Source organism: Pseudomonas viciae (assembly GCF_004786035.1).
GTDB classification, from domain to species: Bacteria; Pseudomonadota; Gammaproteobacteria; order Pseudomonadales; family Pseudomonadaceae; genus Aquipseudomonas; species Aquipseudomonas viciae.
Window position 1 is genome coordinate 6,640,057 of record NZ_CP035088.1, and the last position, 13,103, is coordinate 6,653,159.

The window sequence follows — 13,103 nt, forward strand, 5'->3', positions numbered from 1 at the left end:
AAGTGGTTCGCCCTCTTCCCTAGCTGACTATGAGTATGGCCCACAGTTCGCCAACATGCCCAAACGGCCTATTCATCCCGAATCTTCAGCAACGGCTCTTGAAACCGCAGCAAGCGCCCGGCATTCCCCAACACCAGCAACGTGCTCAAATTATGCAGCAACGCCGCGATCATCGCCCCCGCCGCACCGAGCCAACCGAACGCCGCGAAGGCAACAATTGCCAGGGTCCAGCCCAAGCCGATGATCACGTTGACTTGCAGCGTACGCCTGCATTGGCGACTGAGCCGAACGCAGGTACCGAGACGTCGCAGATCGCTGCCAATCAACACGATGTCCGCCGATGCGAGGGCAATATCTGCACCACCGGCGCCCATCGCGACACCCACTACGCCAGCCTTGAGCGCCAGGGAATCGTTGATCCCATCGCCCACCACCATTGGCCGGAACCCGTGGTCGATTTCGGCCATCACACGCTTGAGTTTATCTTCCGGCAAGGCCTGGGCCTGTACGTCGCCGAGGCCGATGTCCTGCGCCAAGGTGTTGGCCACGCTCTGGCGGTCACCGGTCAGCAGCAACTGACGCCCAAGGCCCAGTTCCCGTAGTTCAGCCATGGCAATCCGTGCTTCCGGCTTGACGCTGTCAGCCAGCAGCAGCCAGGCGAGAAATTTTCCATCCAGGGCCAACCCGGCAATCGGGCCATCATGGTTGGGGACTGCTGGGGTTTCGATGCCCAACTGAGTAAACAACTCTGGCCGACCAAGCGCCGCTTCGCCCTGCCCGGTCATCGCCACCACACCCAGGCCCTGGCGCTCTCGGATATCGCTCAGCGGCAGGCAATTTTCCTGCTCCACCAGTCCCGCCAATGCACGGCTGACCGGATGGCTGCTGGCCGAACCGAGGCTGGCGGCCAATGCGAGTAAAGGCGCGTGATCGTCGTGGGCACTTTTGATAGATTGCAGGCGCAGGGCGCCGTACGTCAGGGTGCCGGTCTTGTCGACGACCAACGACGTCAGGTCCGCCAGTTCTTCCAGAAAGGCCGAACTGCGGATCAGGATCCCGTGGCGCGCCGCCACCGCGATCCCGGCAATGGCCGTCGCCGGCGCCGACAGCACCAACGCGCAAGGGCACGCCGCCACCAATACGGCGAGCATCGCCTGAGAGTCGTTAGTGACAAACCAGGTCACCGCCGCCAGCAGCAACACCAGCACCAGATAACTGCCGGCGTAGCGTTCCAGCAACCGGGTGATGGGCGGCTTGGAGCGTTCGGCGTTTTGCATCAGGGCAATGACCTTGCCCAGGGTTGACTCATTGCCGGTGCGGGTCACCTCCAGACGCAACAGCCCATCAAGATTGATCGCGCCACCAAAGACTTCGGTGCCGACCACGGCCTCCAGTGGCACCGATTCGCCGGTGATGGGCGCGGTGTCGAGGCTGGCCTGACCGGACAACACGCGACCATCGGCCGGCACCCGGTCACCGGCGCGCACCTCCACCACATCACCGGGCCGGAGCGTGCCGTTATCGACCTCGACGATCGTACCGTCAGCCAGCACCTTGCGGCCCAGGCTGCGGGTCAGTTGGCCAAGGGCATGAATCGCTTCCTGGGAACCAATGACGCTGCGCTCCTCCAGCACATGGCCGAAGATCATGATGATTGGCAGCAGCGCTGCCGTCAGTAGATCACCCGTGGCCCAGGCGCCAAGCATCGCCAGGGCAATCAGTTGATCGGTGATCCCGTGCAGGCTCGGATAACGCAGGCTGTACCAGGCCGAACGCATCACCGGCACTGCCACCAGCAGCGAGGCGGATCCCAGCAGCAGTTGACTGACACCGCCCTGCTCCTGCGACCAACCGCGCCACACCAGGCCCAAGGCGAGCAGCCCAAGGGCGAGCATCGCCAAGGTCAGTTGGCGGGCGGCTGTGCGTTGTTCGGCGCCAGACAACATCGGCACCACGGCGGATTGAGCGGTCATTGTTCGGCTCCCTGAATGATCAGGCGGGAATCGTCCTTCGGATCGACCGTTGTCACCGAGCCGGCCTGACGAAGGATAGCGGGCATGCGCTCACGATAAAGGCGCAACAGCATTTGCGGATCGGTGCCTTGGGCCTTTGCCAGGCCGAGCACTGTGGCGGTATCGGCCGACGCCTTGGCGAGCCGCTCACTGGCCTGGGCATGGGCGACTTGCACCGCACGGTCGGCGTCCTGGCGGGCGCTCTGGGTCAATTTTTCAGCCTCGGTTCGGGCATTGGCAATGGCCTTGTCGGCCTGTTGGCTGGCGGTCAGTACCGCGTTGAATGCACTCACCGCGGACCCTGGGAGGCTCGACTGCACGTCGACCCGCACCACTTCAATGCCCAGGCCCTGCCCGGTTGCAGCCAGATCGGCCAGGCGTCGGTTGATACCTTGCACCAGATCGCCGCGCAAGCGCTCACGGCGCTCGGCGGCCTGGTTGTCACTGCCCATCAGTTCAGGGCGCGCCACCAGAATGGTGTCCAAGTCCCGGGCGGCGGTAAGGGCCACGGCACTGCGAGTCGCCAGTCGATCCAACGCCGGCAATACATGTTCGCCTTGTAAAACGAAGGCGTAGGGGTCGGTTACTTTGTAGAAGAGTCGCACATCCAGTTGCACTACACCGGCGTCACCGGTCAATAAATAACCAGAACCGGCTAACGCATCGCTGACCGGCGTGGCAAAACTGGCGACGCGATCCGCCTGCAAAGCCGCATCCGAACGCAGCAGGTATTCCACTCGACGCTCAAGCACCCGATCCGCCGCTGGCAGCAGGATCACTTGTTCCACGGGACGAGGCCATGCCAATAGAAGGCCGGCATTCTGGATTCGATCCATGGCACCAAAATGCAGGACTACCGCACGGCTCTGCGGATCGATCTGCCGCACGTTGGAAAACGCCCAGGCCAACGCCGCCAGAACCGTGACCGCGTACAACGCCAGAAAAGCCAAACGTCCTGCCTGAATCCATGGACTGGATAAGCCGTTTGTTCCACGTGGAACCAAACTCATGGTTGTGTTCCACCCTTGGGTTCCACGACAGGCGGGCCTTCTACCAACACCCGGAAGGGCGCGGCGTCGGTGCGCAGAATCAATTTCGTACCCGGCGAAACAATGGTTCCCAACGTATCCAGCGAGCGCAACAGGTTGTAGAGCTGAGGTGAGCCGGCATATGCCCTGCCGTAAATCTCGGCAGCCTCCACCCGGGACTGCGCTTCGATATCGGCGGCTTTCACCGTGGCATCGGCCTGTAGAATTCGCGCATCACGCTCTGCAGCAGAACGAATTTGCGCCGCTTCGCGCCTGCCGATCGCCGTTCGCTCGGTGGCGATGGTTTCGCGCTCGGCACGCATGCGATCCACCGTCGCAGTCAGCGTCACCGACGGCAAGGTCAAGCGCTCAATACCGACTTGCAGCACGCGCACTCCGTAGGTGGTGAGCAACTGTTGATCTATCTGCTGACGCAATTGCGCTTCGAAATCGGCGATGCGCACCTGGCTGGCGTCAGTGTTGACCAGGTTTGCCAAGTCGAAACTGGCAGCCGTGGTTTCCAGCGCCGAACCGACAAAGGTGCGGATCTGCCGGGCAGCTTCATCCGGTTGGTTCTGCACCGCACGCATGAAACGCTGCACATTGTCCGGGTCGCCCTGGACCTGCCACGCCACGTACGCCTGAACGATAATCCGCAAGCCGTCGCGTGTGCCGACGTCCTGTAGACCGCTGGAAGTGGTGCGCAATCTCAAGTCCACCGGGATCGCCGCTTCGAACGGTGCCGGCCAACGCCAGCCCAGGCCCGGTTGCAACAGCACCCTTGCCGGGTTGCCGAAACGGGTGATGACCGTGCCCTCTCCCGACCGCACTTGCACCAGGCTGGCGGCTGCCACGGCAAACGCCACCAGCAACGTCGCCCAACCCATCCGCCGCCAGGGGAACGGCCCGGCGTGCTGCGGATCGCCGTGATGGTGATGATGCCCATGGTGGTGGCCGGCATGAGCATGATCGTGACCGGCGTGGTCGTGGTGATCGTGTGAAGAGGACTGGCTCAATGGGCAGCTCCTGGCTGGACAGGGTTACGCGGCGACACGGGGTCTGCCGGCAGCGTGAAGGTACGCAGATCGATGGTCGGCGCGTTGCCGCTGCCGCCCAGGCGATGATCGAGAATCAGCAATCTGGCATTGCCGAGGCCCTGGCTCAGTTGGCTGAGGTATTGCTCCAACACAAATGCGTGGCCGGCCGTCGCGTAGGCTTTGCGCTCGGCGCTGAAGCGCAAGTCGGCGGCCTGGGCGGTGGCGTTGATTTCCCGGGCGGAGGCTTTGGCCTGGTCATGGGCGACGCTGGCTTGCAGTTGCGCCTGGTTGGTCTGCTCCGCCGCCGCGCCGCGCTCCCGGGCAATCATTGCCTGGGCGCCGATCTGCGCCGCTTGCACGCCGTGGTAAGCATTGGCCGCTCCGGCCGGCGGGTGAATCGCTTCGACCACTGTCGCCAGAATTTCCACACCACTGTCGAGCGACTGCAAGTCGGCCTGCACGGCACGGCCGATTTCATCGGCCAGCCTGACACGGTCCGCGCCCAGCAAACCGTCCAGCGTGCGCGAGGCAAACTCATGCACCAGGACGCGGCTGGCGGTGCTGCGAATCAGCGTCGGCACATCGGCGCTGTTGTAGGTCGCCGCCAGCGCCGCTGCATCAGTCAAGCCGATGCGATAGACGAAACGCACGTCCATGTTGACGATCTGGAAGCTCTGCTGGTCGGCACGACGGCTGGCGATGACTTGGGATTTATCGTTCACATGGCTGGCGTCCCACAGCCGATTGGCAATCGCCGGGGCCGGCCCCTCAGCCGGCTCAGCCTCGGTGGGCGCCCGGTTAGCAGCGCCGCTGGTGGCCAGTTCATGCACGACACCGTTCTCGACGCTCAGCACCCTGCCCCAAGGCCAGGGTAAGCCGGCGTGCAGACCCGGGGCGAAAACCTCCACCGGCTTACCGAAGCGCTCATAAATACCGCGCTCCTGCAGCGGCACTTCATGCACGCCTGTCAGCAGCCAACCCACCAGCGATACCAGCGCCAACACCGGTAAGAAGGCCCGACGCATGTAACTGAAAGCCCAGATCTGCCGCAGGTCGATACCAAAACGGTTGTGCAGCTCATGCTGCAAAGCCAATAACGGTTGCGGCGGCCAGCGCAACAGGTCCGCGACGACGCTGCGCCCCAACAGGGTCGGCTCCAGGGAATCCCGGCGTGGGCTGAACAACGACAGCAGCGCGCGCAGTAACAACTCCACCGCCACCAACCCTGGCAATAATCCGATCAGCACCGCCAGGCGCACCGGCCAGAGCGACGTTTCTGCGGCGAACAACAAGCACAAGGCACCGAGCACCAGCACGATGATCGCCACCCGCGTCAACTGCGCCAGCGACGATGCTTCCGGCCACTCCACGCCAGGCTGCTGGGCCAATTGACGTTCGAACACCAGCAACCCAAACGCCAGCAACAAAGAAAGCACCGCGCCCACACTGGCGGACACGCCAAGGGCAGCGCCAGGTAATTGCAGGTTCCAGGCTTGCTCCAGACTCAGCAATACCATCACTGACCAACCGGCCAGCCACAAGGTGGATGCGCCGATCTGCTTCAGCAGGCCGACCCAGCGCGCGCCGATTCGCTCGAGCAGCCGCTCATACCAACCCAAGTTATCAACAGGCTCGTCTGCGGGAGTAGAGATATCCACAGCCGGCCGCAGTGCCCTGCCCCGCCATTGCGTGATCCACCAGGCCGACTGCAAACCCGCCACCAGTACCAGTAAACCCGCACTCTGGCTGACCAGCAACGCCGGCCAAAGTGATTGCGGCGAAAACAGCCCGATGAAAAGCGCCAGCCCCCATCCCAGGCCTGCCAGACCAGCCAGCGCGTAGGCGATTCGCTTCAAGCGACGCCCCTGAAACAACGCCCGCTGAAAGCGCGGCCACTCGGCAACCGCTGCCCCCTCGACATCAAGATCGACTTGCATACCACCCCAGCGCTTGTGGCGATCAGAATCCGGGCCCGTGGACAGACGCCACCGCCGCTCCGTTATATGTCGTTACCTTATAACGATTACTGTGAAATTTCTGTTTTGAATTCTTCATGACGCCCCCTGCGCCTACCCCTTGACTAAAGCCTTGACCTAAATCTTCGGGAACGCTCATATTACGCTCATAATTTTTTATCTGGCCAAGCGGGAGAACAGCGATGAGCAACTATGACGTAATCATTCTGGGCGGCGGGCCCGGCGGCTATAACGCGGCGATTCGCGCCGGGCAGCTGGGGTTGAAGGCCGCCTGTGTCGAAGGCCGTGCGACCCTGGGTGGCACCTGCCTGAACGTCGGCTGCATGCCCTCCAAAGCGTTGCTCCATGCCTCGGAATTATACGAAGCAGCCATGGGGGCAGAGTTCGCCAACTTGGGCATCGACGTCAAACCCAGCCTCAACCTTGCGCAAATGATGAAGCAGAAAGACGAAAGCGTGGCGGGCCTGACCAAGGGCATCGAGTTTCTGTTCCGCAAGAACAAAGTCGACTGGATCAAGGGCTGGGGCCACATCGACGGGCCGGGCAAAGTGACCGTCACCGGCGAAGACGGCGGCAAGACCGAACTGAGTGCCAAGGACATCGTCATCGCCACCGGCTCCGAACCCACACCGCTGCCAGGTGTCGAGATTGATAACCAGCGCATCCTGGACTCCACCGGCGCATTGTCCCTGAGTGAAGTGCCCCGGCATCTGGTGGTGATTGGCGCAGGCGTCATCGGCCTGGAGCTGGGTTCGGTCTGGCGGCGCCTGGGCGCCGAGGTGACGGTGGTGGAATACCTTGATCGCATCTGCCCGGGCGGGGATGGCGAGGCCGGCAAAACCCTGCAGCGAGCCCTGGGAAAACAGGGCATCCAATTCAAGCTGAGTTCCAAAGTCACGGGCGCCGTTTCGTCGGCCAGCGGTGTGCAATTGCAGATTGAACCCGCGGCGGGCGGCGAAGCGCTGACCCTGGACGCCGATTACGTGCTGGTCGCCATTGGCCGGCGGCCCTATACCCGAGGGCTGGGTCTGGAGAACGTCGGGCTGAGCACCGATAAACGCGGCCTGCTGGCCAACCAAGGCCATCGCACCGAAGCGCCCGGCATTTGGGTGATCGGCGACGTGACGTCCGGGCCGATGCTGGCCCACAAAGCCGAAGACGAAGCCATGGCCTGCATCGAACAGATCGCCGGCAAGGCCGCCGAGGTCAACTACGCGCTGATCCCCAGCGTCATCTACACCCGTCCGGAACTGGCCAGCGTCGGCAAGACCGAAGAACAACTCAAGGCTGAAGGCCGCGCCTACAAAGTTGGGAAGTTTCCATTCACGGCCAACAGCCGGGCGAAGATCAACCACGAGACCGAGGGTTTCGCCAAAGTCCTGGCCGATGAGCGCACCGACGAAATCCTCGGGGTGCATCTTGTGGGCCAGAGCGTCAGTGAGATGATCGGCGAATACTGCGTGGCCATGGAATTCAGCGCCTCGGCCGAGGACATAGCCCTGACCTGCCATCCACACCCCACCCGTTCGGAGGCGTTGCGCCAGGCGGCGATGAACGTGGAGGGGATGGCGACACAGATGTAGAGGGTGTTCTCTATTGGCTAATCACACCTGACCCTGTGGGAGCGAGCTTGCTCGCGAAGACGGCAGCACATCCAACATCGAAGCAAGCTGACCCTGCGCCATCGCGAGCAAGCCCGCTCCCACAGTTACATCTTCAGCCTAGTTGGCAGCCATCCGTGCCTTGCGCTGGCGACGGCTGATCAACCCCAACACCACCGCTGCCACCAGCACCAAACCACCCACTTGCAGCCACCCCTTGTAAGGTCGCAGCGTCGAGCGAATCGGCTCCAGGGCCTGGGTGACGTAGCGTTTGTTCGCGGTGCGGAAATCCGGCTCCTGGCATTGATGACCGAAATCCCCGGCCCACTCCACGTAGGGGCCTTCCTTCACGTACCGCTGATACAACGCGCTTTGCTCTTCCAGGCTTGAGTTGTAACCGACCGCTTTGCACAGTACGGCCGCAAACGCCTGGCTGGTATGGGGCAAGTTATCTGCCGCCTGGCTGGCCAGCGCCGTGGCGACAAACCGATAGTGGTAACGCACGTCCGGTTGCGCGGCGCTGGCCTGCTGGCGTTGCACTTCACCTTCAGCCACCAGCGGCCCGATCTTCAGCTCAACGGGTTCCAGGCTATAGCTGCCCCCCAGGCTGGCGTAATCCGGCGCCATCTCGTAGCCGAGCAGTTCCATGCCCCATTTGCGGGCCATCCAGGACGCATTGAAATACGCCTCGGCCCGCCCGGTTGGCCACCACTTGGACTCGGCATCCTGGCGCAATTGTCCATAAGCACGGGCTTTATTCTGCAGGTCAGCGTTGTCGAAATACGCCGGAGCCTCATCGTAGCGCCCTTCCCTGAGCAAGCGACGACCCAGCAGGTTGCGCAGGCTCGCGGCCACCGGCAGTGGCACGTAGTTGTCGCGATCTTGTTGGCTCAATGCCGGTGGCGCAGGGACTTGCGCGTCGACGTATTGTTTCAGCTCATCCACCGTCAGCACACGCTCGGCAACCAAGGCAGCGTCGTACCAATAGTTGGCCTGGCCGCGATAAAGCTGATCGAAGGCTTGCAGGTAGTCACCCCGTTGCAAGGCCAGGATCGCACTTTCGCCTTCGACCCGGCACTTGGGCTGCACCGACTCGAAATCCCAATCCGGTGTACGTCGACTGCCCCAGGACTCATCCTTCGGAAACGCCTGGGCCGCTTTGGCATAAGCCGCCGCCGCGGCGACTTTGTCCCCGTCGCGCAGCGCCAGTTTGGCCCGCACCCACCAGGCCAAACCTGTGTCGGGGGCCTTCTCCACAAAGGCCTTGGCGCCGGTGTAATCGCCGTGCTGATAACTCACCGCCGCCAAACGGTCGGCATCTTCCAGGTTGCCCTGGGCGTTGGCTTGCAACAGCGTGAAGAGCCTTTTCTCACCCGACGGCTCCTCACCGTCCCACCAGCCGACGCGGCTGAGCAAATACGCGGTCACCAATCGCTGCACCGCCGGGGTTTTGAGCAATTGGCTCAAGCGTTCATCCGGCTGGATACTCAGGTCGCCCGCCAGTTGCAGCAACGAGCTGTAACCGACCTGGGAGCCTTGCAGGGACTGAGTCGCATACAGTTCGACAGCGCTGTTCCAATCATCAACGGTATAGGCCACCCGGGCTTCTTCGCCGAGACTGGCGATACCCAGTTCCAGCGGATCGCTGAAGCCGGCAACGCTTAGCTCGCGGGCCTGGCGGAACGCTTCCCGAGCCTGCTGCTGCAACGCTGCGGGTTCGCCGCCACCGGCCTCGGTGCTCAGGGCAAACAAGGCCCGCCCCAGGGAATACGCGGCCCAGGTGCTACGCAACGGGCGCTGATCAGCCGGCAACGCCAGCAACTGCTGGAACGATTCGGCTGCCCGCTGATGCTCACCGGCGTTAAAAGCCGCCGCGCCAATCGCGTACAGCCGCAGCTCGGCAGGCAGGTTGGCCGCTTCGGTGACAACCTGCTCGACATCGGTCAGCGCCCGCAAACGCTCCACCACCGCTTGCTGCGGCGGGGTCAGGCCAATCTGTTCAGCCTTGCTGCGTTGTTCGACGTAAGAAGCCATATCGTCATAGCTGTAATCCGGGTTGCGCGTCGCATCGGTGGCCGGCTTGAGCCCGGCAATCGCTCGGCCGAGGCGGCTGACCTCGAAGCGGAAGCTGCCTTCGGGCAATTCGGACAGTGATTGCGCGCGGTTATCCAGCAGGCGCATCGGAAAATCCGGCCCGCAGGCCAGTGCCTGTCCCAGCGGCAGGCTGAGGCTCAGACAGAGCAGATGGCGAGGCCACTTACGGGTAGACATTGAAACCTCCTTGGTCAATTTTTGTACAGCGCGCCCAGCCGATTGCCCGCTGGGCACCGGCGGCCAGGCGGCCTTCCTGAATGCGGGTGAAGGTAAGCAGTCCAGGGGTTTGTTGCAACGTGTAACCAGCCAAGGCATCGACGCCGTCACACGCGCCGACGGCAAGCGTCAGGCGCTGGGGCCAAGGGCTGTCAAGATTGCCCTGATTCATCAGTCGGATATCGTACAGACCTTCGTGTTCCCCCACCTGCAACGCCAGGCGACTGTCCAGGCTGTCACCCCGAGCGACAGCGCCGAGGGTGGTCAGGCTCCAGGCACGCCGGTCACCCGCCAACGGCAGACGAAACCAGATCAACCCGGCCAGGTGTTTCGGTGGTTCGGTGCGCAGCTGCGCCGCAAGACCGGCCACTTGTTGCGGATCGGCCAACAGCTCGCGACGCTCGCCACCTCGATCGATCGGCACTTCGCTCTCCACCACCGGCGCCCCGCTCTCCTGGGTCAGCAGCGCCACACCGTAGGCCGGCAGGGCCAGATAGAACGGCCGAGTGGTAACGCCGCTCCAACGCTCAGCCCAGCGCCGGGCCTGCTCCGGATCGAACAGTCCCTGGCGCGGATCGCTCACCGCGTGAACCTGTAACACGCTACTGTCCACCGTCTGCAACAGCCCCGGCAACGCGGGGCTGTCGAGCCAGGCCGGCAGCGCCGTGATGCTCAATCCCAGGGTGGCCGGCAAGGCCTGCCGCAGCCGGGCCAGAAATGCCCCGTAGGCCGGCAAGCGTGCGTTACCGGCGTCATGGTCGATTTCCACCCCCACCGGAGCCAGACCCTGGGCTTGCCAGTCACTCAACAGTTGCTGGATCTGCGTGATCACCTCGTCCTGGTCCAGGGATTTGAGCTGACCGTCCAGGCGAATCACGGCAATCAGCGGTCGACCATCCGCCTTGAGCATGACCGAATCAATCCGCGCGCGGCTCCAGCCAGCCCCGGGAAAAGCCTGCAGTGCCAACACCCGCAGACGGGAAAAGTCGCCATGGCTCTGACGCAACGCCGGTTCGTGGGCCGGCGTCCATTGGCGTTGCCAGACATAGAGTTGTTGATCGAGGGATGGCATTGGCGGCTGTTCGCAGCCGCTCAAAAGCAACAAGGCGAGCGCCAGCGAGAGCCGGACAAGAAAAGTCATGAAACCTCACCACCCCGTAAAAGCTTCGCAGATTAACGCGTTGCACATGACTGTGGGAGCGAGCTTGCTCGCGATAGCTTTGGATCAGCAGCATCTTTGCTGACTGATACAGCGCTTTCGCGAGCAAGCCCGCTCCCACAGGGTGGAGAACTTCAGGTTATTGGCCGATGGTCATCAAGACCTCAGCTGCATCTGCTCAGGCGGATCTTTGCAGGCCGACAGCGGTACGCGGCATGCCCACGAACCCTGGCAAGGCTTCGATTCGCGCCAACCAGGCGCGCACATGAACGTAGTCCTCCAGCGACACGTTGCCCTCCGGTGCATGGGCGATGTAGCTGTAGCCCGCGACGTCGGCAATCGTCGCAGCGTCGCCTGCCAGATAAGCACGGTTGCTCAATTCTTGATCAATGACTTTCAACAGGCTGTGGGAGCGGGCAATCACGTCCTCGGCGTTGTAGGGCGCGCCGAACACGGTGATCAGTCGCGCCGTGGCCGGCCCCGAGTGGATCGGCCCAGCCGCCACCGACAACCAGCGCTGCACCTGGGCGGCACCGATCGGATCGGTTGGCAGCCAGCGGCCCTTGCCATATTTGTGCGCCAAGTACACCAGGATGGCGTTGGAGTCGGCCAGCACCAGACCGTCATCGTCAATCACCGGCACTTGGCCAAACGCATTGAGGGCAAGAAAATCCGCCTGTTTGTGCGCGCCTTTGGCCAGGTCGACGAAGACCATTTCGACAGGCAGTTCGAGCAACGAAAGCATCAGTTGGACACGGTGTGCATGGCCAGAAAGCGGGAAGTGGTAGAGCTTGATAGGGTTCATGGTCGACTCCGCTGGAAATGACGCCATTAGCAGAACGGCGTCGATGGAGTCATCCTCCTCTCTAGCTGAAAACAAGAGAATCACCCACAAGTGCAATCCATTGTTTCATCCAGCGCAACAATTCCTCAGCTGCTCAAAGCCGGATGTTCGCGTAATGCGCGGACGGTGAAATCGACAAAACTGCGAACCCGCGCCGGCGCATTGCGCCCACCCTGATAGACCACATGGATCGGTAGAGGCGGCAGTTCGAAATCCGCCAGGACGATTTCCAACTCACCGGCAGCGACATTGCTCGCCACTTGATAAGCCAGGATTCGTGTCATTCCCAGCCCTTGGCAGGCGGCGGTGATCGCGGCCTGGTTGGCCGTCACCACCAGGCGTGGCACAGGCCGGACCGCCAACGGCTGGCCTGCCTCGACGAAGGTCCAGCTTTTGATCTGGCCGATGGCCGATGACGCCACCACCGGCATTCGTTCCAGATCCTGCGGATGCTTGGGCCGGCCGTGGCGTGCGAAAAAACCAGGGGAGCCGCAGACCACCCGCCGCACCTCACCCACGCGGACGGCGTGCTGGTTGCTGTCTGGCAACTCGCCAATGCGCACCGCAACGTCGATGCCCTCCTCGACCATGCTGACTGTACGATCGAGCAGCAAGGCGTTGATGCTGACCTCGGGAAACTGCTGCAGGTAATCGACCAGCACCGGTGTGACGAACAACTGACCGAACAGCACCGGCGCCGTAATCGTCAGTTGCCCTCGAGGTTGGACGTGGCTGCCGGCCGCCGAATCCTCGGCTTCCTGCAAATCGGAAAGGATCCGCCGACTGTCCTCGAGAAAGCGCTGGCCGGCTTCGCTCAGGTACACGTTGCGCGTGGTACGTACCAGCAACGGCGTACCGATACGTTGCTCCAACCCCGCCACGGCTCGCGTGACGCTGGCCGCCGACAGGCCGAGGCGCCGCGCCGCCGCTGAAAACCCCGACTCCTGAGCCACGGCGACAAAAACCTGCATTTCCTGAAACCTGTCCATCCATCCCCCGATGAGAAATCCTGATACAAGTTTTCTGCGCGTCTCAAAGCCGCGCCATACGGCCGCTGTAGAGGCCTGAACCAGTGAACCACAGCGCAGCGCAGCCGAACACCGGGACATGGACCCGGCCGTTGGCGGCTGCGCTTG

At 62.8% G+C, this 13,103-nt stretch carries 9 protein-coding genes; 1 reads left to right on the plus strand and 8 read right to left on the minus strand.

The genetic code is table 11. The features are described from left to right. Window positions 1–68: 68 nt before the first annotated feature. The 4 genes from EPZ47_RS29720 to EPZ47_RS29735 are packed head-to-tail and all read right to left on the minus strand — an operon-like array spanning window position 69 to window position 6,014. A complete protein-coding gene (locus EPZ47_RS29720; RefSeq protein ID WP_135847898.1) occupies window positions 69–1,973 on the minus strand; it encodes a heavy metal translocating P-type ATPase in 1,905 nt (634 codons plus the stop codon). Beyond that, on the minus strand, window positions 1,970–3,022 hold the full coding sequence (gene hflK, locus EPZ47_RS29725) for a protease modulator HflK (RefSeq protein ID WP_135847899.1): 1,053 nt from the start codon (window positions 3,020–3,022) through the stop codon (window positions 1,970–1,972). The genes EPZ47_RS29720 and hflK overlap by 4 nt, the downstream gene beginning before the upstream one ends. Further along, entirely contained in the window at window positions 3,019–4,056 is a 1,038-nt protein-coding gene (hflC, locus tag EPZ47_RS29730) for a protease modulator HflC (protein ID WP_135847900.1), read from the minus strand. Before hflC ends, hflK begins: the two co-directional genes overlap by 4 nt. Continuing rightward, window positions 4,053–6,014, minus strand: a complete 1,962-nt coding sequence (locus tag EPZ47_RS29735; RefSeq protein WP_135847901.1) for a protease modulator HflK — start codon at window positions 6,012–6,014, stop codon at window positions 4,053–4,055. Before EPZ47_RS29735 ends, hflC begins: the two co-directional genes overlap by 4 nt. 221 nt (window positions 6,015–6,235) lie before the next feature. On the opposite strand from EPZ47_RS29735, the gene lpdA reads away from it, so the two are divergent. Then, a complete protein-coding gene (gene lpdA / locus EPZ47_RS29740; RefSeq protein WP_135847902.1) occupies window positions 6,236–7,636 on the plus strand; it encodes a dihydrolipoyl dehydrogenase in 1,401 nt (466 codons plus the stop codon). Between the two features lie 138 nt (window positions 7,637–7,774). On the opposite strand, the gene EPZ47_RS29745 is transcribed toward lpdA, so the two are convergent. The 4 genes from EPZ47_RS29745 to EPZ47_RS29760 all read right to left on the minus strand — a co-directional run bounded on the left by EPZ47_RS29745 (window position 7,775) and on the right by EPZ47_RS29760 (window position 12,956). Further along, window positions 7,775–9,925: a hypothetical protein gene (locus EPZ47_RS29745; protein WP_135847903.1), complete on the minus strand. Its 2,151-nt coding sequence runs from the start codon at window positions 9,923–9,925 to the stop codon at window positions 7,775–7,777. After that, on the minus strand, window positions 9,912–11,105 hold the full coding sequence (locus EPZ47_RS29750) for a DUF3142 domain-containing protein (RefSeq protein ID WP_135847904.1): 1,194 nt from the start codon (window positions 11,103–11,105) through the stop codon (window positions 9,912–9,914). The genes EPZ47_RS29745 and EPZ47_RS29750 overlap by 14 nt, the downstream gene beginning before the upstream one ends. A 196-nt stretch (window positions 11,106–11,301) precedes the next feature. After that, complete coding sequence (locus EPZ47_RS29755; protein ID WP_135847905.1) at window positions 11,302–11,928, minus strand: glutathione S-transferase family protein; 627 nt, start codon at window positions 11,926–11,928, stop codon at window positions 11,302–11,304. Between the two features lie 125 nt (window positions 11,929–12,053). Next, window positions 12,054–12,956, minus strand: coding sequence for a LysR family transcriptional regulator (locus EPZ47_RS29760; RefSeq protein WP_135847906.1), 903 nt, complete (start codon window positions 12,954–12,956; stop codon window positions 12,054–12,056). Window positions 12,957–13,103: the final 147 nt, after the last annotated feature.

Bases quoted from the DNA above. Each gene is read 5' to 3' on its own strand.
- EPZ47_RS29760 (WP_135847906.1), bottom strand. From the start codon at position 12,956: ATGGACAGGTTTCAGGAAATGCAGGTTTTTGTCGCCGTGGCTCAGGAG.
- EPZ47_RS29735 (WP_135847901.1), bottom strand. From the start codon at position 6,014: ATGCAAGTCGATCTTGATGTCGAGGGGGCAGCGGTTGCCGAGTGGCCG.
- EPZ47_RS29750 (WP_135847904.1), bottom strand. From the start codon at position 11,105: ATGACTTTTCTTGTCCGGCTCTCGCTGGCGCTCGCCTTGTTGCTTTTG.
- lpdA (WP_135847902.1), top strand. From the start codon at position 6,236: ATGAGCAACTATGACGTAATCATTCTGGGCGGCGGGCCCGGCGGCTAT.
- EPZ47_RS29745 (WP_135847903.1), bottom strand. From the start codon at position 9,925: ATGTCTACCCGTAAGTGGCCTCGCCATCTGCTCTGTCTGAGCCTCAGC.
- hflK (WP_135847899.1), bottom strand. From the start codon at position 3,022: ATGAGTTTGGTTCCACGTGGAACAAACGGCTTATCCAGTCCATGGATT.
- EPZ47_RS29720 (WP_135847898.1), bottom strand. From the start codon at position 1,973: ATGACCGCTCAATCCGCCGTGGTGCCGATGTTGTCTGGCGCCGAACAA.
- EPZ47_RS29755 (WP_135847905.1), bottom strand. From the start codon at position 11,928: ATGAACCCTATCAAGCTCTACCACTTCCCGCTTTCTGGCCATGCACAC.